Source organism: Hyphomicrobiales bacterium (genome assembly GCA_030688605.1).
In the GTDB taxonomy this organism is placed as follows: domain Bacteria; phylum Pseudomonadota; class Alphaproteobacteria; order Rhizobiales; family NORP267; genus JAUYJB01.
The window spans coordinates 18,370-37,997 of the sequence record JAUYJB010000122.1 but is presented as its reverse complement, the minus strand read 5'-3'; the positions used below and the strand labels follow the sequence as shown (position 1 = coordinate 37,997).

Below are 19,628 nucleotides of genomic sequence, written 5' to 3'. Positions count from 1 at the left end.
CCGCGCCGAGCGGCTTGCGGGCGTCGGGCCGTTTGCAGGTGATGAAGCGATGACGCGGTCGAATCGGGCGAATCGAGGCACTCTCGCGCCGCCGCGCATCGCGGTTATCGGCGCAGGTCCCTGCGGCCTGACGACGGTCAAGAACCTGCTTCAGGCCGGGCTCGACGACATCGCGTGTTTCGAGGAAGGCGACGTCATCGGCGGGCAATGGGCTTTCCGCGAGAACAAGTCCAAATCGGCCGTCTACCAATCCACGCACATCATCTCGTCGAAGCGGTTTTCCTCCTTCGCCGACTTCCCGATGCCGAAGAAGTATCCGGATTTTCCCTCGCATCGGCAGATTCTGGCCTATTTCGAGCAGTACGCGGCGCATTTCAAGGTCATGCCCCACGTGCGGCTGCGCAGCCGCGTCGACAGGGCGCGGCCGGACGCGGAGGGCCGCTGGCGGCTCTGGGTGATGACGCCCGAGGGACGCTCGGAAGAGACATTCGACTATCTCCTGGTCTGCTCCGGGCACCACTGGGACCCCCACATGCCCGACTATCCCGGCCGCTTCGACGGCGAGAGCCTGCATTCGCACGCCTATAAGCGGCCCGAACCCTTTGAAGGCAAGCGCGTTCTCGTCGTCGGCGGCGGCAATTCGGCCTGCGACATCGCCGTCGACATCGGCCGGGTGGCGAAGATGTGCGCGATCAGCATGCGCCGCGGCTACTACATCATGCCCAAACTGCTGTTCGGCGCGCCCGCCGACACCGCCCTGTGGCGATTGCGCCATCTGCCGAAACCGCTTCGCCAGATTTTCGCGGGATGGCTGGTGCGGGCCGTGGTCGGGCGCTGGCAAAGATACGGATTGCAGCCGCCTGAGGCACGCCTGATGGAAATGCACCCGACGCTGAACTCCGACATCCTCAACGCGCTGCGCCACGGCACCGTCCTTCCGCGCGCCGGCATCGAGGTTCTCGACGGCCGCAAGGTGCGCTTTCGCAACGGCCGGGAAGACGAATTCGACATCGTCATCTGGGCGACCGGCTACCGCGTTTCGCTGCCCTTCCTCGACATCTCGATCGTGGGCGCGGAGCCCTCGGAGCCGCCGCCGCTGTATCTCAAGATGATGCCGGCTGAGCCCGGCAATCTGTTCTTCATCGGGCTGTTTCAGCCGATCGGCTGCATCTGGACGCTTGCCGACCTGCAAGCGCGCATCGCCGCCTTGCGCATCGCCGGCGCGCTGGAAGCCCCCGCCAACCTTGCCGCGCGCATCGACCGCGAGGCGCGCAAGCCCCATTGGCGCTTCGAGAAACGGCCGCGGCACGCGCTCGAAGTCGACTTCAACGAGTTCCGCAAGGAGTTGCTCGCCGAAATCGCGCGCGCCCGGCCCGAGGCGTGGGTCTAGAGCGCACTCAAGCTTCGCTCACGCGAAGGGCGACACCCCGATCAGCCATTCGTGCAGCCACAGCGCGAAGACGACGAAGGCGACAACGCCGACGACGATGGCCACGAGATCGTTGCGCGCGGGCCCGCCGGTGACGGTGACGAGCCCCGCGGCCTCGCGCCGCTTGAGCGAGATGCGGTCGACCACCGCCCAGGCGAGGATGGCGCCGAACAGGACGATGTCGGCAAGCGTGCCGTTTGAGATGAGATGCGCGAAGGCCCAGACCTTGACCCCGGCGAGCATCGGGTGGCGGGCCTTTTCGCGGATCCTTCCGGGGATATAGGCGGCGGCAATGAGAACGAATGCGATCAGCACCAGCAACGCGGTGACGTGTTGGGTCCAAAGCGGCGGGCTCCAGACCACAACGGGGGCCTCGCGGGCAAGCCCGTAGCCCCAGACGATGAGGGCGAGCCCTACCAGCGAGACGACGCCGACGAGCGCCCGGTAGCCGTTCTCCCCGAGCAGCTCGCGCACCCGCGCCCGCAAGTCGGGCGCCATGGGCAATGAATGAATGCCGAGAAAGACGATCAGGCCGAGGATCAAGACGATCATGGCATTCCGCTCATAGAAATGGCCCCGCGCGCCGAATCGCGGCGAGGCGGACTATAGCGCGGTTCTTTTCCCCCGCCCAAAGCCAAAGGGCAGGCCTGTGGCCGCCGGTCAATGCATTTCTCGCAATTGAGGCAGATTGGGACGCATTGCTTAACCCGCGTCGGAGAATGTGATCGCGAATGGCTTGTGCGACGGTAACACAACGGCCAATATGGAATGTGTCAACATTGTGTCGAAAAAGTTCCGGTGGCGTCCGTCATGAAGTTCCTCGGTTGCGTTTGCCTCGCCCTTGCCCTGTTAACCGCTCCCGTCCTTGCCGGCGTTCGCGCCGAAATCGATCTCTCCGATCAGCTTCTGCGCGTCTTCATCGACGGCGGGTTGAAGCATGAATGGAAAGTGTCGACCGCGCGGCGCGGCTATCGCACGCCGGTGGGCAAGTACACGCCGATTCGGCTCGAGCGCAAATGGTTCTCGCGCAAATACCATTGGTCGCCGATGCCCTATTCGGTATTCTTCCACGGCGGCTACGCCATCCACGGCACCACCGAGATCAGGAATCTCGGCCGCCCGGCGTCGCATGGCTGCGTGCGGCTGCACCCGGAAAACGCCGCCGTCCTGTTCAACCTGGTGCGCGAATACGGCATGAAGAACACCCGCATCGTCGTTACGCGGTAGGGGCGGAGATGGAATCGTAGCCCGTATGGAGCGAAGCGGAATGCGGGGAGCGGCGGAGCGGAGATGCACGGCGGTCCCGGATTTCGCCGCCGCTCAATCCTCTTCCTTATCGTGCCCCGCCCTTCCTTTAGTTATCAATCTGTGATAACTACATCGCAGCATGGCTGGACGCGACGAGGGCCTCGACCGGCTTCTTGATCTCCACGGGATCCTCGCCGAGGTCGGCGGTGGATATTGGGTCAAGATAGAGGTGTGGCGCGTGCCGCCGGAGCACGATCGGCCGCATGGGATCGCTTACACGCTGACGCTGCATGAGCCGGATGGGCGGCGGATATTCGGGATCGACAACGCCCATCTGGTTCGCCCGCTTCGTGGACCGGCCCGGCGGTCGAGGCCGTGGCGCAACCACCTTCATCGCGGCGAGACCGTGCGGCCCTATGTCTATCGTGACGCGGACACGCTCATCGACGATTTCTGGCGCGAGGTCGCGGCCATTCTGAAACAGGCGGGTATCGAATGAAGAGCAAGGTCCTGAGGGTCGCCATCGCACCGCGCGAAGTTATCATGCGCTATACGCGCGACATCGTCGCGGGACGCCGCGCGCGCGGTGCCGGCGATCCGGACGTGTGGTTCACCTCGGTGGAGAGCTTCGCCAAGGTGCTTTCGGAGAAGAACCGCGCGCTGCTCGCGCTGATCGCCGAGAAGCGCCCGGAATCGATCGCCGCACTGGCGGCGGCGAGCGGCCGCGCCAAGAGCAACCTCTCGCGCACATTGCGCACCATGGAGCAGTACGGCCTGGTGCGTTTCGAAAAGGGGGAGGGCCGTAAGCTCAGGCCGGTGGTGACCTTCGCCCGAGTGGAACTGACGCTGAAGCTGGCGGCGTGACGCGGAAGCCGTAGCCCGTATGGAGCGAAGCGCATTTCGGGGACGATCGAATGGGCCGGTACGGTTGGAAGCACTATTCCGCCGCCACGGTGGGGGAGCGGAAGCGCGGCTCCGGGATTGGCATGCCGTGCTCGCGCGCGGTCTCAAGCCAAAGCTCCATGGCCACGCGCAACTCGGCGACGGCCTCCTCCGGCGTATGGCCGTGGGCAGCGCAGGGCTTGAGGTCGGGCGCCTCGGCGATCCACAAGACGTCCTCCGGCGACCAATAAACTATGATTGCGTATTCGTTCATTCGTTTGCGTCGAACGTGAGCCGGAATTTGCGGATCATATCGCGAAGTTCCCTAACCTGATACCGCTTTGCATCCTTGCCATCGGGCTGAACGGGGAACGGCCGATCCAGCTTTGGATGGATATATATGCGGTGGCTTCCGCGTTGGCGATTGAGACTGAAGCCCAAGGCTTCAATCAACGACTCAAATTCCTGAAAAGTGAGTAAACCGCGCCCTTGAAGCACTTGCTCCAGGAGTTGCTCAAGCCTGCGTCTGCTGACCATCGAAATTCGACCTCTTCGGAGGAGGGATGAGGTCGATATTACTGGTCGCCGATTTCACATGCATTGAGTCGTGTGCAACGCCATCCAATTCACGTTCAGATTTCGTGCTGTCTACGTTGCATCTATGCGCGCGCAAAACCCTCCTCATGTGACCACCGCTGCGCTGAAAACGCGCAGCCAACCGCTCGGCGATGGCCGAAGTGGAAAGCGCCGGGTTCTTGCGCTTCATCTCTCTTGCCGCGAGTGCCGCCGCGTCCTGCCATGATTTTGCACGCTCTTGTCGCCCTCTGATGTGCTCCTTCAGCCCCTCACGACGGGCTGTCTTGCCTCGAACCTCAGCATCCGCAAGGTAATTGGCTCCAGAGGTTTCAAAAACGAAGTCGTGATAGGCTGATGCAAATCGTAGCGCACGCGACACCATATCCCAACCATCTACATTCGACTCTGCATCGGCCACCATAAGATCGATTTCGAATATGAGCGCAGCGGCAAGATCGGCTCTAGATAATCTCTCAAATCGGAAGAAAGGAAACCTTACGAAGGATTTCCTTTCATCCGGGCTAGATTGCCCTATTGCATTCTCGAACTGTTCACGCGATACACGTTTGTATTCAGATCCGACTTCCATGTACACTCCATCTTCGCCGGGATAACCTTCTTGCTTGAGAATGGTAACTGCGGCTGCTCGGAGTGTCTGAAGTTCGTTAAATAATTTGTCGCGAAGGGTCTCGCCGATATCCTTCCGAACGGAAATTGCCTTGAGGCTCTCCATCATTTGCCGGACGTCTTCAGGGTCACGGCAATCGTAAGTCACGGAAACTCTTCTCAGAAGTCCATTCTGGTGGATGGTTCGCGTCGCCATGATTCGCCTGTCGAAAATCAGTCTAGGTCCAGCCCCAACATGATAGCAGATTCGGGGGCCTACTCCCACTCGATCGTCCCCGGCGGTTTGCTGGTCACGTCGTAGACGACGCGGTTGATGCCCCTGACCTCGTTGATGATGCGGGTCGCGGCGCGGCCGAGAAATTCCATGTCGAAGGGATAGAAGTCCGCGGTCATGCCGTCGGTAGAGGTGACGGCCCTGAGCGCGCAGACATGTTCATAGGTTCGCGCGTCGCCCATGACGCCGACGCTTTTCACCGGCAGCAGCACCGCGAAGGCCTGCCAGATGGCGTCGTAGAGCCCGGCCTTGCGGATCTCGTCGAGAAAGATCGCGTCGGCCCGGCGCAACATGGCGAGCTTCTCGCGCGTCGCCGCGCCCGGGCAGCGGATGGCAAGTCCAGGCCCCGGGAAGGGGTGGCGGGCGACGAACGCCTCGGGCAGGCCGAGTTCGCGGCCGAGCACGCGCACCTCGTCCTTGAACAGCTCGCGCAGCGGCTCGACCAGCTTCAGCTTCATGCGCACCGGCAGGCCGCCGACATTGTGGTGCGACTTGATGGTGACCGAGGGCCCACCGGTAAACGAGACGCTCTCGATGACGTCGGGATAAAGCGTCCCCTGGGCGAGGAAATCGATGTCGCCGAGGCCCGCCGCAACCTCGTCGAACACCTCGATGAACAGGCCGCCGATGATCTTGCGCTTGTCCTCGGGTTCCGAGACGCCGTCGAGCGCGGCGAGGAAGCGCTCGCTCTCGTCGGCGTGCACCAGGGGAATGTTGTAGTGGCCGCGGAACAGGTCCACGACCTCGCCCGCCTCGCCCTCGCGCAACAGCCCGTGATCGACGAAGACGCAGGTCAGCTGGTCGCCGATCGCCTCGTGGATGAGCACCGCGGCGACCGCCGAATCGACGCCGCCGGAAAGCCCGCAAATGACCCGGCCCTTGCCGACCCGGTCGCGGATGCGCTTTACCGCGTCATGGCGGAAGGCGGCCATGGTCCAGTCGCCGGCGCATCCCGCCACATGCAGCACGAAATTGGCGAGCAGCCGCGGGCCGTCCGGCGTATGCGCCACCTCGGGGTGGAACTGGACGCCATAGATTCGCGCCTCGTCATTGGCGATGGCCGCAAACGGCGCGTTGTCGGAGACCGCGACGGGCCGGAAGCCCTTGGGCAACGCCGTCACCCGGTCGCCATGGCTCATCCATACCTGGTGGCGCTCGCCCTTCTTCCACACGCCCTTGAACAGCCCGCAGTCGTCGGTGACCTCGACGAAGGCGCGGCCGAACTCGCGCTCGGTCGCCGGCTCCACCTTGCCGCCGAGCTGGGCGCAGATCGCCTGCTCGCCATAGCAGATGCCGAGCACCGGGGTGCCGGCGGAGAAGATTTCCTCCGGCGCCCGCGGCGTGCCGGCCTCGTGCACGCTCGCCGGCCCGCCGGAGAGGATCACCGCCTTGGGCGCGAAGCTCTTGAAGACCGCGCCGGCCTTGTGGAACGGCACGATCTCGCAATAGACGCCGGCCTCGCGCACGCGCCGGGCGATGAGCTGGGTATATTGCGCGCCGAAATCGATGATCAGGACACGGTCGGTCATGGGCGCTGGTTATAGGAACCGGTTTGAGTCGGCAATGGCGCGCCGCGCTACCGCCGCGGCGGCGCGTAGTTCTCCCGTATATAGGCTTCCTTGAAGCCCATGCGCAGGATATTGGCGTAGGAGTGCTGCGGGGCGCCGGGGATTTCCTCGCCGGTCGCCGTGCCGAGCCGCCGGCAGCCCATGTCGATCGCCTCGCGGATACGGTGCGCGAGCAGCGCCCCCTGCCCGCCGCGGCGGCGGAAGGCGGGCACCGTCGAGGCCCAATCGCACCAGGCGATGCCGTCCATCACGTAGAGCGCGCCGGTTCCGGCGGGCTCCTCGCCGCTAAAGCTCATGAAAAGCCGCCAGCCGGGGTGCCCGGCAAGTCGCGCAATCCAGGGAGCGGCCTGTTCGCCGAGATCGAAAGCGCCAGCGGCGATGCGGCCGAACGCCAGGCCGTGCTCGGGGCCGATCTCGCGGATCGTCAGGTCCGTCTTGCGCTCCGGCGGAGGCTCCGCGCCGCGGGTGAATTTCATCCAGCCACGGGCCTTTTCAAGACCCGCGGCGGTAAGCCAGTCCGGCAGTTCCGCGGGCTGGCTTCGCGGATGACGATGGACGAAATAGCGCTGAACGCCGGCTTTGCGGTAAAGGGCGGCGATGGCCTTAACGTCATTGCGGCTCGCCGGGGTTGCGAGACCGAGCCCGTGGGTGCGGTTGACGACGATGGCCGAGGCGGGCAGCGCGCCGGCCACCGAGACCAGCGCCCCGCCGATCCCATGCATCGCCAGGCCGAGCTTTTCCTTGAGCGCCTCGTCGGCCGCCTCGTGCAGCGAGCGCAGTGCGGCCCGCTCGAGATTTTCCATCGTATCGCTCATCGGCATGGCTCCGCCTCGCACGTCGGGTCGGGTCATTCAGAATGTCCATGAACCGGTGTCAAGCCGCCCGCTTAAGGACCGCGACGAAAAATCCGTCGGTGCCGTGGCGGGCAGGCGTGAGCAGCAGCGAATCCGCGCGCCCGTCGGCGGAAGCCGGCGGCTCGGTGTCGAGGGTCGCCGCCCATGCCTCCGGATAAGGCAGAAGGCCGAATTCCGCATGCCGTCCGAGAAACGCATCGACCTGATCGCGGTTCTCCTGCGCCAGCACGGAACAGGTCGCATAGACGAGCCGCCCGCCGGGTCCGACGAGAGCCGCGCCCTGGTCGAGGACGGCCTCCTGCTCCGCCATGCGCCGGGAAAGGGCATCCTCGGTCAACCGCCATTTGGCGTCCGGGTGCCTTCGCCAGACGCCCGAGCCGGAGCAGGGCGCGTCGACAAGGACGACATCCATCCGGCCTGCAAGCGATGCCAGCGGATCGCCCTCCCCCGGCGAATGGACCTGGACGTTGCGGGTGCCGGCGCGCTTCAGGCGCTCGAAAATGTTCTTCAGCCTATGCCGGTCGGCATCATAGGCATGCACCTGGCCCTTGTTTTCCATCATCGCGGCAAGCGCCAGGGTCTTGCCGCCGGCGCCTGAGCAGATGTCGGCGACCTGATCGCCCGCCTTGGCGCCGGAAAGGAGTGCGGCGAGTTGCGAGCCCTCGTCCTGGACCTCGAACCAGCCTTTGCGGAAGCCGGCCTCGGCCCGCACGTTGGGCAGGCGGCCCTCCCCCGCGGGCGCCGCGATACGCACCCCGTCGGGCGACAGCACCGTCGGCTGGGCGCCGAAGCGGGCGAGCGCCTTCAGCACCTTATCGCGGTCGGACTTGAGCCGGTTGACGCGCAGGTCGAGGGCTGCGCGGGCGGCCAATGCCGCGCCTTCCTCTACGGCGTTCTCCCCTAGCGCGGCGGAAAAGGACGGCCACAGCCATTCCGGCACGTCGGCGCGCGCATCGTCGGGCACTTCGCCGAGATTGTCCGCAGCGAGCGCCGCCCGTTCCGCCATGCTCAGCACGTCCGGCGCGTGAGGGTCGCCGGCCATGATCTTGTCGATCTCCTCGACCGAAACGCCCCAGCCCTGAAGCGCCGCCAGCGCCAACGCGCGCGGCGCGTCCGACCCCATGCGCCAGGCAAGCGAGCGGCGCTTTCGCAGACAATCGAAGACAAGATTGCCGATCGCGGCGCGGTCGGCGGAACCGGCAAAGCGATGGCCCGTGCCCCAATCCTTCAGCGCGTCCGCGGCCGGGCGGTGGCGCGCGTCGATGTCTTCGAGAACTTCGATCGCCGCGGCAAGCCTTCCGCCCAGGCGCATCCCTAAGACCTTCCTCTCACGCTATCCCCCTCACCCGGCTCGCTTCTCGATCCGACCCCCGATCGGGTCGGGGGCGGGCTCTCTCCCGCCAGGGGAGAGGTGAATCAGCCATCGGCTCTTCTCTGCTCCCTCCCCCCTCGCGGGAGAGGGATGCGAAGGGTTGGCGAGCGCGTAGCGCGAGCCCTACCCGGAGCTGGGTGAGGGGGCAATCGCATAGCGAATAACGGCCGCCTAGAGCGGTTCACGGTTATAGGGAACCGCTCTAGATGCCCCGGAGCCGGTAGTTCGGCGCCTCGCGGGTGATCGACACGTCGTGCACATGGCTTTCCGAGAGCGAGGCGCCGGAGATGCGGATGAACTGCGCCCGCTCCTGGAACTCGGCAATGGTGCGCGCGCCGGTGTAACCCATCGCCGCCCTCAGGCCTCCCACGAGCTGATGGATGACGCCCGAGGCCGGCCCCTTATAGGGCACCTGGCCCTCGATGCCCTCCGGCACCAGCTTCAGGGCGTCCTGGATGTCCTGCTGGAAATAGCGGTCGGCGGAGCCGCGGGCCATGGCGCCGACCGAGCCCATGCCGCGATAGGACTTGTAGCTGCGCCCCTGATAGAGGAACACCTCGCCGGGGCTCTCGTCGGTGCCGGCGAGCAGCGAGCCGACCATGGCGCAGTTGGCGCCGGCGGCGATCGCCTTGGCGAGGTCGCCGGAATATTTGATGCCGCCGTCGGCAATGATCGGGATGCCGGCCTTGCGCGCGGCCCCGACGGCGTCGAGGATGGCGGTGAGCTGCGGGACGCCGACACCGGCGACGATCCGGGTGGTGCAGATCGAGCCCGGGCCGATGCCGACCTTGACGGCGTCGGCGCCGGCATCGATCAGCGCCTTGGTGCCCTCGGCGGTGGCGACATTGCCGGCGATCACCTGCACCGCGTTGGACAGCCGCTTGATGCGCCTGACCATGTCCAGCACCCGGTCCGAATGCCCGTGCGCGGTGTCGACGACAATGAGGTCGGCGCCGGCATCGATCAGCCGCTCGGTGCGGGCGAAGCCGAGGTCGCCGACGCTGGTCGCCGCCGCCACGCGCAGACGCCCCTGCTCGTCCTTGCAAGCGTCGGGGTGCAGCTTCGCCTTCTCGATGTCCTTGACGGTGATGAGACCGATGCAGCGATAGGCGTCGTCGACGACGAGCAGCTTTTCGATGCGGTACTGGTGAAGCAGGCGCTTGGCCTCCTCCTGGTCGACCGTCTCGCGCACGGTGACCAGGCTCTCCTTGGTCATCAGCTCGCAGACCGGCTGGTCGGGATTCTCGGCAAAGCGCACGTCGCGGTTGGTGAGGATGCCGACGAGCTTGCCCCTCTTCCTGCCGTCGACCACCGGGATGCCGGAAATCTTGTGGCGTTCCATCAGCGCCAGGGCGTCGGCCAGCGTCGCCTCCGGCGCGATGGTCACCGGGTTGACGACCATGCCGGATTCGAACTTCTTCACCTGGCTGACTTCGACCGCCTGTTCCTCCGGCTCCAGATTGCGGTGGATGACGCCGATGCCGCCGGCCTGGGCCATGGCGATGGCAAGCCTGGCCCCGGTCACCGTGTCCATGGCCGACGAAAGGATCGGGATATTGAGCTCGATCGACGGAGTGATCTTGGTGCGGGTGCCGGTCTCCGACGGCAGCACGCCGGACGCCGCCGGGCGCAGCAGCACGTCGTCGAAGGTGAGGGATTCGGGGATTATTTCGGCTCGCGCCGCGTCGTCGGTCATTGCCAAGCTCCTTGGGCCCTGGAGGCAGGTCTCCGGCCCGTTTCGCGGGTGCCGCCGGCACCCTGGTCAATCGAGTTGGCAGTGGTCTTTAGCACCGGCGGATGCGCTTGCATAGTCGTGGTGTGGCCTGCGCAGGGCGCATGATGATTCGGCTGCAGCGAGCGTCCTTCAAAGAAATGTGACCGCCTCTCCCGGCCTTCGACCATTGAACCCGAAGCACCGGGCGCCCACATGAGCTTTTGCCATGACGTCCCTTGGGGGGCTGACATGTCTCAGCGAAAGGAGACAGATCATGTGCGACTACTCACTGGAAATGTATCGCAGTCGGCCCGCGCGGGCAGGGGAGGAATACCGGACCCACCGCTTTTCCAGCGGCAGCATCGGGTTCCTCGCGCCCGACAACGAGACGACGGCCGTCTGCATGGCGTACGACACCCGCATCCGGCTCGAGGACGTGCCGCGGACGATTTTGAGCGCCCACGGCGTGACTTCGCCGGCCGATGTCGTTTTCGTCCGCAAGGAGACCGGCATTTATCAAGATGCCGTGCGCTTCGCCAATGGCCGGGAATTGACGCTGCAGCAGCTTGGTCCCGGCGTGCGGGCACGGATAATCGACGAGGTGCGGGAGCCGAAGCGCGAAGGGCGTGAATCGAAGGCCATGGAATTGGCATGAAGCCCTGGCGCTGAACGCCACGCAAGCCGCGGAGAAATGTGATCTGAATGGTTTCGCGATGCGCAATGCGCGCATTGCGAGAGAGCCTGTTGCGCCGTTTTCTGCAAAAAGCGACCGATGCTAATCGGACGGCAGGCCGCCGCGAAACCCCGTCGCCACCACATAGACCTCCGGAGATTCCGGCCGGCTTGCCTTTGGCTTGACGTGACGGACCTGGGCGAAGGCGCGCTTCATGGCGAACAGAAGCTCGGCCTCGCTGCCGCCGGCCCAGACCTTGGCGACGAAGGTGCCGCCGGGCGCCAGCACCTCGGCGGCGAAGGCGAGCGCCGCTTCTACCAGGGCGACGATGCGCAAATGGTCGGTGCGCCGGTGGCCGGTGGTGTTGGGGGCCATGTCGGAGAGCACCACGTCGGCCGGGCCGCCGAGCTTGTCCTTCAGCCGCTCGGGCGCATCCTCGGCGAGAAAATCGAGATCGAGGATGTCGACGCCGGGGATCGGGTCCATGCGCAGCAGGTCGATGGCGACCACCCTCCCCTTGCCTTCGCCCGCGCCGACGCGGTCGGCGGCCACTTTTGACCAGCCGCCGGGCGCGGCACCGAGGTCGACGACACGGGCGCCGGGCTTCAGAAAGCGGTATTTGTCGTCGATCTCGATCAGCTTGAAGGCCGCGCGGGAACGATAGCCCAGCCGCTTGGCCTCGGCGACATAGGGGTCGGTGAGCTGGCGCTGCAGCCAGCGGGTCGAGGAGGGCTTGCGCTTCTTCGCCGTCTTCACCCGTTGCTTGAGGCCGACGCCGCGGACCTGGCGCTTTCCGTCGTCGGCCACGCTCACCCGCCGGCTGCCGGTTGCGGCCGCGCTTTGGATTTGCGCCGGCGCCGGCGGCGCGGAGGCCGCGCGACGATGCCGTCCTCGGCCATCAGTTCGCACAGGATTCCCTCGCGCAAGCCCCGGTCGGCGACACGCAGGCGCGCGCACGGCCATTGCCGGCGGATCGCCTCGAGGATGGCGCAGCCGGCGAGCACCAGATCGGCGCGCTCGGTGCCGATGCACGGGCTGGCGACCCGCTCGTCATAGTTCATGGCGAGAAGCCTTTCGGTCACCGCCACGACCTCGTCGGCCGACAGCCAGCAGCCGTCGACGCGCGCGCGCTCGTAGCGCGGCAGGTCGAGATGAACCCCGGCGATAGTGGTCACCGTGCCGGAGGTGCCGAGCATGTGCACGTTGCGTCCGAAGATGCGCTCGCCCAGGCCGTGCTCGCTGTCGAAACCTTCGAGCTCCTTGCGGACCTCGGCGACCATCGCCTCGAATATGTCCGGGGTGACGTCGACGCCGCCGAACTTCTCGGCCAGCGTCACGACGCCGATCTGAAGCGAGGTCCAGGCCGCAATGCACTGCTGCACCTCGAGCGGACCGCGCCGCCGCTCCGGCTTGAGATCGAGCCAAATGATCTCCGAGGAGCCGCCCCCAATGTCGAAGACCAGCGCCCCCTCGCAACCGCCGTCGAGGAGCGAGGCGCAGCCGCAAACGGCAAGTCGCGCCTCGGTCTCGCGGCTGACGATCTCGAGGCAGAGCCCGGTCTGGTCGTGAACGCGAGCGGTGAACTCGTCGGCGTTGGCGGCGATACGGCAAGCCTCGGTGGCGATGATCCGCGAGCGTTGCACGCCCTGATAGGCGATCTTGTCCCTGCACACCTTGAGTGCGTCGACGGTCCGCGCCATCGCCGGCTCGCTGAGCCGGCCGGCACCGCTCAATCCCTCGCCGAGCCGGATGATGCGGGAAAAGGCGTCGACGACGCGAAAGCCCCGCCGCGTCGGCCGGGCGACGAGCAGGCGGCAAGTGTTGGTGCCGAGGTCAAGCGCGGCATAGGTGCGGTCGGCGGGTCGAGGCGGGGCCGCCGGCGAGGTCTCGCCGTTGAGGCTGCGAGGATTGCGCTTCTGAACGGAATTGTCGTGCGCGCAGCCCTCGGCCGAGGCCCTGCGGGGCGGTTGATATTTTGGTCCCGGGCGATCCGCCCCCCCGTGCGAATGACCCTGCGCCGCCGCGGCGGCGGGCTTGCGATCTCTCGGCCCGGCCACGCTACAACCTTTCGCCGGCCGCCGCCGCCAGTATCTTGCTTCCCTCAAGGCTGGCTCCGGCGACGACAGGAATATGTTCAACTGTCTTCGCGGGCCAGTCTACCAGCAAGGAAGGAGCCATGAAAGGCGCACCCGGGGAACGGGATCGCCAAGACATGAATGTGGGCACAGGGGGTGCGGCTTGATGACCGGAGCCTCATATAATAGAACAGCCTCGCAAGCGGCCCAGGATGGGGCGTCGTCTAACGGTAGGACAGCGGACTCTGACTCCGCCAGTCTAGGTTCGAATCCTAGCGCCCCAGCCATTCTTTTTCGATAGCCTCTCATCATAAGGAAATAGGGGTTGTTTCAGCCGTGACGCCTGAGCGCTTCGACATCGATGTCGCGGTCATCGGCGCTGGCGTGATCGGCTTGGCGGCGGCCCGGGCGCTGGCCCAGGCCGGGCGCGAGGTGCTGGTTTTCGAGGCCACCGGCGCCATCGGCAGCGGCATCTCATCGCGCAACAGCGAGGTCGTCCATGCCGGCATCTACTATCCGAAAGGCAGCGTGAAGGCGCGCTCCTGCCTGCGCGGCAAGGAGCTTCTTTATGCCTACGCCGAGAGGCATCACGTGCCGCACCGCCGCTGCGGCAAGCTCATCGTCGCCGTCGACGCGGCGCAGGAGGTCGAGCTTGGGAGAATCGCCGAGCGCGCGCGGGCAAACGGCGTCGACGATCTCGAATGGCTTAGCCGCGAGCAGGCGCTGCGCCTCGAGCCGGAATTGCGCTGCAAGGCCGCCCTCATCTCCCCCTCGACCGGGATCATCGACGCCCACGCCTACATGCTCGCCCTGCGCGGCGATGTGGAAGCGGCCGGCGGCAGCATCGTTTTCGAAAGCCCGGTTGCCGGCGGTGCCATCGATAGCGGGCGCACCGAGCTTACAGTCGGCGGCGCATCGCCTTCTGCGGTGGCGGCGCGGCTCATCGTCAATGCCGCCGGCCTTGCCGCCCCGGTGCTACTCGACCAGCTTACCGGCTTTCCCGCCGCCCATCGCCGCCCTCGCTGGTTCGCCAAGGGCAACTATTTCAAGCTTTCCGGCCGGCCGCCTTTCAAGCGCCTGATCTATCCGGTCCCCAACCAGGCCGGCCTCGGCGTCCATGCGACCCTCGACCTTGCCGGTCAGGTGCGCTTCGGTCCCGACGTGGAGTGGATCACGGACGAGCACGATTTCGCCGTCGATCCCGGCCGGGCCGAGATTTTCTATAAGGCCGTCCGGAGTTATTGGCCGGGTCTCGCCGACGGCGCGCTCGCCCCGGACTATGCCGGTATCAGGCCGAAGCTCGTCGGCCCCGGCGAGCCCGCGGCGGACTTCGTGATTCAAGGCCCGCAGACGCACGGGGTCTTGAACCTGATCAACCTTCTCGGCATCGAGAGCCCGGGGCTGACCTCGGCGCTCGCCATCGCCGAGCTGGTTCAAGACATGGCGGAGGCCGATTCGATATAGGGCGTGCTTATTCGGTCTGCGGCGCGGGCGCGACCGTTTTCGGCGTCGGACGGACTGCATCCGATTGGTCCGATGCCTCCAGGCTCACGAAGTAGACGCTGACGGCAATGATGACGGCGTAGAACGCCGCCATCGCCCCCAAGGGAAAATTGCCGATGAGCCTGTCGGTCCGCGTGCCGCCGACGAGGTTCCAGGTGACGAAGAATGCGGCGATGGCCGCGACGAACGCGCCGGCCTGCCAGGACAGGAACACCATCAAGCGGTTCAGCCCCCGCGTGAAGCCGAAATCGGTCGCCGGCGTGAGCGCAAGCGCAATGAAGGAGGCCGCGACCAACGCCAGCCAGATCGCCGAGATGAGCCAGACCGTTCGTCGGGACATGCGTCGTTTCCCCCGAATGAAGAGCTGCGCAGATGCGGCCTGCGGCCCCGCGCTAGAAGACGAAGCCTTCCTCGCGCGCGAAGCCGGGCAGCGGTTTGGCCGAGGCGTTGCTTGCCGGCCGGCCGGTCGCGCGGCCGCCATGGCGGGTGAACAGCCACGCCTGGCTGCGCCCTTCCTCGACGAGGATGGCAACCAGGCGCCCGCCTTCCTTGAGCTGCTCGAACAGCGCTTCGGGGACCTGCGACACCGCCCCGTTGAGCACGATCGCGTCATACGGCCCCTCCTCGGGATAGCCCTGGTTCAAGGGGCCGGTGACAACGGCGACATTGCCGATCTCGAGCTCCGGCAGCGTCTCGTTGGCGGCGGCGGCAAGCTCCTCGTCGCATTCGAGCGCCACCACCGAGTCGGCGAGCCTCGACAGCACGGCGGAGGAATAGCCGGTGCCGCAACCGATATCGAGCACCAGATCGGCGGGCAGGATGTCGGCCAGCTGCACCAGCTTGGCGAACGGCATCGGCTCCATCAAATAGCGGGCCGGATTGCGGCCGTCGGCGGGCTTCAGGAGCACGTCCTCGTCGATATAGGCGATGGCGCGTCGGCTCGCGGGAACAAATCGCTCGCGCGGGATTTCGAGCAGCGCGGCGAGCAGCCGGGGGTCCGAGACGTCGTTCGGCTGCACCTGGGCGATAACCATGCGGGTGCGGGCTTGCTCGAAATCTTCCATGACGGCTCCTGCGCTGACGGCGCGGCCCCTCGACCGGGCGCGCGGAAATGATTTATCCGACTGCGTTCAAAAGGCAAGCCGCGCGGGCGGCGATGCGGCATTAGAACGCAATCCACGCGTCGGCCCCCCTCTTTACCGCATTTGAACTTTGCCTCGCTTCCTGGCCCTTTCATATTGTTTCGCCAGACCCTGCTTGCTATATCCGCGTCACATCATGGCCGCGCACGCCGGCGAACAAGAGCCGATGCCGAGTTGCGGCGGAATGGACAAGGCCACGTGGCGGAGTGGTGACGCAGCGGACTGCAAATCCGTATACCCCGGTTCGATTCCGGGCGTGGCCTCCACCCCTAATCGATTTGTCGCGCAGGGCGATCTTCGCCCGCCCTGCCCGTTCGGTCCGGCGTCGTCTCATGCATCGATAGCGGCGGAAGAGCCTTTCGTCTCGGCTTCGGCTCCGTCTTCGCCGCCGCGGGTCTTTTCATTGCGTTCCTTGGCGCTTGGCGCTCCGTTGGTGCGCCCCCACCACACCGTAAGCTTGCGCCGGGCCCTGCGCGCGACCGCGATATCGTAGGAAATGATCAACAGCCCGAGCGGGATCATCCAGAAGCCGAGGATCGGAAGAAATCCGAGAAAGCCGGCGACGATCAAGAAGATGGCGATGCCAAGCCTGGCGACCCGCGAGGCGGGCAGCTTGAATTTCCAGGATCCGATTTTAAATTCGCGTGGTGACACCGAACGCATCGTCCCTTGGTGCGATTGTCGGTTCTATATAGTGATCCCGTCCCGGCTGCACCATTATGGGATTGGCAAGATTCGTCGGCTTTTGCTATAGGCAGGGGCAATCGCGGTGGGAACCGCCACATTCCCCGGTAGCTCAGTTGGTAGAGCAAGCGGCTGTTAACCGCTGGGTCGCTGGTTCGAGTCCGGCCCGGGGAGCCAGTTAAAGCAGGGGGTCAGGCGGAAGCGCCTGACCCCTTTTTCTTTGCCGGCGGCGATCAGGCAGCGATCGGTCCGGCGCCTTGAACGGTGAACGCGGCCCGTCGGGCCGGCTCGGTCGCGCGAACCCGTTCAGACCATGGCGAAATGGTCGGCGGAGAGAAGGCCGGCCTCAACGAAGGAAAGGTTGTCGACGGCAAGATCGTCGAGGGCTTCGGCGATGTCGGCAAATTCCGTGTCGGGACCATGGTTCGTCCCTGCCTGGTCCTGCACGCCGGCCGGGGTGCCGTTGCCGTAGCCCGGCCCGACCGGATCACCGTCATCGCGGGTCGCCAGGTTGCCGGACGCAAGCGGCGCGGACATGAAGCTCTGCTCGAGTGTCTCGGCGGCGAGGTTGCTGGTAACGACGGTCCCGGTGTTCACGGCCTCGAACAGATTGCCGTTCCCTACGCCCGTGCCGGGCACGGTCGCCTGCGCGCCGTTCATTTCGATGACACGTATCTCGCCGTTGAGGTGCGGCTCCTGCGGCCACATCGCGAAGCTGTCCAACCGCGGGTCGCCTATCTGCGTCACCGTGCCTTCGGACCCGTTCAGGCTTGACAGCTGCGCCAGAACCGCCGGGTCGGTGACCAACTGCCCGGTCGGCAAGCTCGTTCCGGCCTGCGCCATGACGGCCGCGGCACTCGATCCCGTTAGCGTGCCCGTCCCGCTGACGGCAAAATAGTCGAACACCTCGGCGAGATGCCAGATCTCGGCATCTTGGCTCTGATCTTCCTGCACCCGCACCTGAAAGCCGCTCGCCGAGATTCCTTGGGTGCGCTGCACCGCCGGATCGGTCCCGTACAAGCTTGACAGGCCCGGCACCACGATCGGGGCGCCGGAGAAAGCCGTCCCGAAGGACACCGACTGGAAGGCGTTGGTCACTGTCTTCGCGGTTGCCCCAGCCTCGTAGGCGATCCCGTTCCAGGTGCCCGATCCACGTTCAATGGCCACCCAACCGATCGTCTCGATCACGTGTCCGGAATTATTTCTCGCCTCCTCCTCCTGCATCGTCACCAGGAAGCCGTCTGTGGTGGCATTCCCTTGCCGCGTCGCCACATAGTCGGGGCCGTTTAACGTCTGCACCTGGGTGAACACCGAAGGCGTCGCGCCGAAGGACTGTCCGAATGTCACGCTCTCCAAGCCCTGCGGCGACAGTTTGCTGGAATTGATGGTTCCCGCCTGCAGGAGCGTTCCGTCCTCCATGATCCAGCTGCCCGCCTCGACTACCATCAGGCTGACCGTCTCCCACATGTGCCAGCCGTCGTTAAAGTTAGGCTCCTGCAGCCGCAAGGTGATCGAATTGGACGTCACATTCGTTATCCGCACGGTCACCGGTTCGCCACCGTTATTCGTCACCACCCGCGCGATCACCACCGGGTTCTCATAGGTATTCGACAGCGTAATCGTCTTGGTCTGATGATTGAGTTGGAACGTCTGCAATTCGGCGATGTTGAACTGGGCGCCGGGGTTCGTCGGGTCGAGTTCTTCCACCAGCGTGTTTTCGACGAGCACCGAGCCACTGAACCCGTCGACCGTTATCAGCACGTCATTGCCGACCTGGGTGTAATGGATCGAGGCCGGAGCCACGCCTTCGAACTTGACCAGATCTACGTCAGGCTCGAAATCCTTGATCGTATCGTCCCCCCAGTCGGACGATGCCTGGTACAAGAACGTGTCGCCACCGCCACCGCCATACAAGATATCGTCGCCAGCCCCGCCGTTCAGGATATTGGCGTAGTCGTTGCCATAGATGATGTCGTCGAAGCTCGTCCCGATCGCGTTCTCGATTACGGTGCCGAAGGCGATGGCCAGATTGTTCGACATGCCATGGGTCGACGAGTAGGCGCCCTCGTGCAGATCGATGACCCGGGTATAGGTGGAGGAGATGTTCTGCCAGCCGATCAGTTGGCCGCTGGAATCGTATACCGGCTCGAGCGCCCGCGATGCCGTGTCGCCCGACAGATCGAGCGTATCGATGCCGCCGGAATCGAAGATCGTCAGCACCGGTGCGTTGTTAATGGTGAAATCGAATATCTCGCGGTTGGCGGTTGAATTGTAGCCATAGACGGTATTGCCGCTTCGGGTGCTCGAATTTTCCGCATAGCCGTTGAAATAGCCGGCAAAATTGCCCTCGGTCAGCGCCAGGAGGTCGTAGACCATGGGCGACTGCGGATAGACCCACTGCCAGGACGAACCGGTCCAGAAAAAGTGCGATGTGCCGCTGCCGTCTTCATAGGCGGCGAAATAGGACATCACCGAGTAGCGGTGGGTATCCTGCTCGAACTCGGCGCTGTTGGCATAGGTGATCGGCCCGCCGGAGCCGGCATTGTAGTCGCCGGGATGCGACAGACCGAGCGCATGCAGGAACTCGTGCAGGATGGTGAGAAAGCCGTAGGAGCCGTAGTCGAGATTCGCGCTCTGGTTCGACGACCAGCTCTGATCCAGATAGATGGTCGAGCTGGCGATTGCGCGGGAAGACGAGAAATAGCTCGTCGAGGCGTAGGTACCCCCGCCGGTGTCGTTGACGAACTTGATGTTGCTCGACGCGCCCGGCGCGACCTCGACGAAGGTCAGGCCGAGAGCATCTCCCACCAACTGGATTGCCTCGCGGATCCAGGCCTTCTGCGTGGCATCGACGCTATAGGATGTCGACGTCGAGCCGCTCGTGGGAAACGAATAGGTGATGGTCGTGCCGGTCCAATGCAGACCCGAGCGGGTGAGCTGATCGGCGATCTGTTGCGGCGTGAAAACCGGTTTAGGCATTGATCTCGTCCCGCCCCGAAGCCAGACG

At 65.2% G+C, this 19,628-nt stretch carries 19 protein-coding genes, 3 tRNA genes and 1 pseudogene; 9 read left to right on the top strand and 14 right to left on the bottom strand.

What is annotated here, in order from left to right:
- The first annotated feature begins 49 nt into the window (after window positions 1–49).
- Window positions 50–1,390: an NAD(P)-binding domain-containing protein gene (locus tag Q8P46_12860; GenBank protein MDP2621040.1), complete on the top strand. Its 1,341-nt coding sequence runs from the start codon at window positions 50–52 to the stop codon at window positions 1,388–1,390.
- 18 nt (window positions 1,391–1,408) lie between these two features.
- Here the strand turns inward: Q8P46_12860 and Q8P46_12855 are convergent, their stop codons facing one another.
- On the bottom strand, window positions 1,409–1,981 hold the full coding sequence (locus Q8P46_12855) for an NnrU family protein (GenBank protein ID MDP2621039.1): 573 nt from the start codon (window positions 1,979–1,981) through the stop codon (window positions 1,409–1,411).
- Between the two features lie 258 nt (window positions 1,982–2,239).
- On the opposite strand from Q8P46_12855, the gene Q8P46_12850 reads away from it, so the two are divergent.
- From Q8P46_12850 to Q8P46_12840, 3 genes are all read left to right on the top strand, one after another.
- Entirely contained in the window at window positions 2,240–2,656 is a 417-nt protein-coding gene (locus Q8P46_12850; GenBank protein MDP2621038.1) for a L,D-transpeptidase, read from the top strand.
- 160 nt (window positions 2,657–2,816) lie between these two features.
- On the top strand, window positions 2,817–3,176 hold the full coding sequence (locus Q8P46_12845) for a DUF6516 family protein (GenBank protein MDP2621037.1): 360 nt from the start codon (window positions 2,817–2,819) through the stop codon (window positions 3,174–3,176).
- A 44-nt stretch (window positions 3,177–3,220) separates the two neighbouring features.
- A complete protein-coding gene (locus Q8P46_12840) occupies window positions 3,221–3,541 on the top strand; it encodes a helix-turn-helix domain-containing protein (protein MDP2621036.1) in 321 nt (106 codons plus the stop codon).
- A 73-nt stretch (window positions 3,542–3,614) separates the two neighbouring features.
- Here the strand turns inward: Q8P46_12840 and Q8P46_12835 are convergent, their stop codons facing one another.
- From Q8P46_12835 to guaB, 7 genes are all read right to left on the bottom strand, one after another.
- Window positions 3,615–3,833 carry a type II toxin-antitoxin system HicB family antitoxin gene (locus Q8P46_12835; protein ID MDP2621035.1) on the bottom strand — a complete coding sequence of 73 codons (219 nt, stop codon included), beginning with the start codon at window positions 3,831–3,833 and terminating at the stop codon, window positions 3,615–3,617.
- The gene (locus Q8P46_12830; protein MDP2621034.1) at window positions 3,830–4,096 is read right to left on the bottom strand and encodes a type II toxin-antitoxin system HicA family toxin; all 267 of its coding nucleotides are present in this window, start codon (window positions 4,094–4,096) and stop codon (window positions 3,830–3,832) included. Before Q8P46_12830 ends, Q8P46_12835 begins: the two co-directional genes overlap by 4 nt.
- Window positions 4,074–4,871, bottom strand: coding sequence for a hypothetical protein (locus Q8P46_12825; protein MDP2621033.1), 798 nt, complete (start codon window positions 4,869–4,871; stop codon window positions 4,074–4,076). Before Q8P46_12825 ends, Q8P46_12830 begins: the two co-directional genes overlap by 23 nt.
- A gap of 146 nt (window positions 4,872–5,017) precedes the next feature.
- Complete coding sequence (gene guaA / locus Q8P46_12820; GenBank protein ID MDP2621032.1) at window positions 5,018–6,565, bottom strand: glutamine-hydrolyzing GMP synthase; 1,548 nt, start codon at window positions 6,563–6,565, stop codon at window positions 5,018–5,020.
- A 47-nt stretch (window positions 6,566–6,612) separates the two neighbouring features.
- The gene (locus Q8P46_12815; GenBank protein ID MDP2621031.1) at window positions 6,613–7,419 is read right to left on the bottom strand and encodes a hypothetical protein; all 807 of its coding nucleotides are present in this window, start codon (window positions 7,417–7,419) and stop codon (window positions 6,613–6,615) included.
- 58 nt (window positions 7,420–7,477) lie between these two features.
- The gene (locus Q8P46_12810) at window positions 7,478–8,770 is read right to left on the bottom strand and encodes an RsmB/NOP family class I SAM-dependent RNA methyltransferase (GenBank protein MDP2621030.1); all 1,293 of its coding nucleotides are present in this window, start codon (window positions 8,768–8,770) and stop codon (window positions 7,478–7,480) included.
- Window positions 8,771–9,032: 262 nt separating this feature from the next.
- Window positions 9,033–10,526, bottom strand: coding sequence for an IMP dehydrogenase (gene guaB, locus Q8P46_12805; protein MDP2621029.1), 1,494 nt, complete (start codon window positions 10,524–10,526; stop codon window positions 9,033–9,035).
- A gap of 292 nt (window positions 10,527–10,818) precedes the next feature.
- Here guaB and Q8P46_12800 point away from each other — a divergent pair, with 292 nt between their 5' ends.
- Complete coding sequence (locus Q8P46_12800; GenBank protein ID MDP2621028.1) at window positions 10,819–11,199, top strand: hypothetical protein; 381 nt, start codon at window positions 10,819–10,821, stop codon at window positions 11,197–11,199.
- Window positions 11,200–11,319: 120 nt separating this feature from the next.
- On the opposite strand, the gene Q8P46_12795 is transcribed toward Q8P46_12800, so the two are convergent.
- Window positions 11,320–12,024: an RlmE family RNA methyltransferase gene (locus Q8P46_12795; protein MDP2621027.1), complete on the bottom strand. Its 705-nt coding sequence runs from the start codon at window positions 12,022–12,024 to the stop codon at window positions 11,320–11,322.
- Between the two features lie 2 nt (window positions 12,025–12,026).
- Complete coding sequence (locus tag Q8P46_12790) at window positions 12,027–13,274, bottom strand: Ppx/GppA phosphatase family protein (GenBank protein MDP2621026.1); 1,248 nt, start codon at window positions 13,272–13,274, stop codon at window positions 12,027–12,029.
- 231 nt (window positions 13,275–13,505) lie between these two features.
- Here Q8P46_12790 and Q8P46_12785 point away from each other — a divergent pair.
- A tRNA-Gln gene (locus tag Q8P46_12785) sits at window positions 13,506–13,579 on the top strand.
- 49 nt (window positions 13,580–13,628) lie between these two features.
- Window positions 13,629–14,756 carry an NAD(P)/FAD-dependent oxidoreductase gene (locus Q8P46_12780; GenBank protein MDP2621025.1) on the top strand — a complete coding sequence of 376 codons (1,128 nt, stop codon included), beginning with the start codon at window positions 13,629–13,631 and terminating at the stop codon, window positions 14,754–14,756.
- A 7-nt stretch (window positions 14,757–14,763) separates the two neighbouring features.
- Here Q8P46_12780 and Q8P46_12775 read toward each other — a convergent pair whose 3' ends face one another.
- Window positions 14,764–15,135, bottom strand: coding sequence for a hypothetical protein (locus Q8P46_12775; protein MDP2621024.1), 372 nt, complete (start codon window positions 15,133–15,135; stop codon window positions 14,764–14,766).
- Window positions 15,136–15,187: 52 nt separating this feature from the next.
- On the bottom strand, window positions 15,188–15,859 hold the full coding sequence (locus tag Q8P46_12770; protein MDP2621023.1) for a protein-L-isoaspartate O-methyltransferase: 672 nt from the start codon (window positions 15,857–15,859) through the stop codon (window positions 15,188–15,190).
- 270 nt (window positions 15,860–16,129) lie between these two features.
- Between Q8P46_12770 and Q8P46_12765 the strand changes: the two genes are divergently transcribed.
- Window positions 16,130–16,203, top strand: a tRNA-Cys gene (locus tag Q8P46_12765).
- Window positions 16,204–16,372: 169 nt separating this feature from the next.
- On the opposite strand, the pseudogene Q8P46_12760 reads toward Q8P46_12765, so the two are convergent.
- Window positions 16,373–16,600 (bottom strand): annotated as a pseudogene (locus Q8P46_12760) (hypothetical protein).
- A gap of 122 nt (window positions 16,601–16,722) precedes the next feature.
- Here Q8P46_12760 and Q8P46_12755 point away from each other — a divergent pair.
- Window positions 16,723–16,798: transfer RNA gene (locus Q8P46_12755), tRNA-Asn, on the top strand.
- Window positions 16,799–16,927: 129 nt separating this feature from the next.
- Here Q8P46_12755 and Q8P46_12750 read toward each other — a convergent pair.
- Window positions 16,928–19,600: a M10 family metallopeptidase C-terminal domain-containing protein gene (locus Q8P46_12750; GenBank protein ID MDP2621022.1), complete on the bottom strand. Its 2,673-nt coding sequence runs from the start codon at window positions 19,598–19,600 to the stop codon at window positions 16,928–16,930.
- Window positions 19,601–19,628 lie beyond the last annotated feature (28 nt).

Bases quoted from the DNA above. Each gene is read 5' to 3' on its own strand.
- guaA (MDP2621032.1), bottom strand. From the start codon at position 6,565: ATGACCGACCGTGTCCTGATCATCGATTTCGGCGCGCAATATACCCAG.
- Q8P46_12800 (MDP2621028.1), top strand. From the start codon at position 10,819: ATGTGCGACTACTCACTGGAAATGTATCGCAGTCGGCCCGCGCGGGCA.
- Q8P46_12810 (MDP2621030.1), bottom strand. From the start codon at position 8,770: ATGCGCCTGGGCGGAAGGCTTGCCGCGGCGATCGAAGTTCTCGAAGAC.
- Q8P46_12855 (MDP2621039.1), bottom strand. From the start codon at position 1,981: ATGATCGTCTTGATCCTCGGCCTGATCGTCTTTCTCGGCATTCATTCA.
- Q8P46_12815 (MDP2621031.1), bottom strand. From the start codon at position 7,419: ATGAGCGATACGATGGAAAATCTCGAGCGGGCCGCACTGCGCTCGCTG.
- Q8P46_12750 (MDP2621022.1), bottom strand. From the start codon at position 19,600: ATGCCTAAACCGGTTTTCACGCCGCAACAGATCGCCGATCAGCTCACC.
- Q8P46_12850 (MDP2621038.1), top strand. From the start codon at position 2,240: ATGAAGTTCCTCGGTTGCGTTTGCCTCGCCCTTGCCCTGTTAACCGCT.
- Q8P46_12840 (MDP2621036.1), top strand. From the start codon at position 3,221: ATGCGCTATACGCGCGACATCGTCGCGGGACGCCGCGCGCGCGGTGCC.
- guaB (MDP2621029.1), bottom strand. From the start codon at position 10,526: ATGACCGACGACGCGGCGCGAGCCGAAATAATCCCCGAATCCCTCACC.
- Q8P46_12830 (MDP2621034.1), bottom strand. From the start codon at position 4,096: ATGGTCAGCAGACGCAGGCTTGAGCAACTCCTGGAGCAAGTGCTTCAA.
- Q8P46_12860 (MDP2621040.1), top strand. From the start codon at position 50: ATGACGCGGTCGAATCGGGCGAATCGAGGCACTCTCGCGCCGCCGCGC.
- Q8P46_12835 (MDP2621035.1), bottom strand. From the start codon at position 3,833: ATGAACGAATACGCAATCATAGTTTATTGGTCGCCGGAGGACGTCTTG.
- Q8P46_12845 (MDP2621037.1), top strand. From the start codon at position 2,817: ATGGCTGGACGCGACGAGGGCCTCGACCGGCTTCTTGATCTCCACGGG.
- Q8P46_12770 (MDP2621023.1), bottom strand. From the start codon at position 15,859: ATGGAAGATTTCGAGCAAGCCCGCACCCGCATGGTTATCGCCCAGGTG.
- Q8P46_12825 (MDP2621033.1), bottom strand. From the start codon at position 4,871: ATGATGGAGAGCCTCAAGGCAATTTCCGTTCGGAAGGATATCGGCGAG.
- Q8P46_12775 (MDP2621024.1), bottom strand. From the start codon at position 15,135: ATGTCCCGACGAACGGTCTGGCTCATCTCGGCGATCTGGCTGGCGTTG.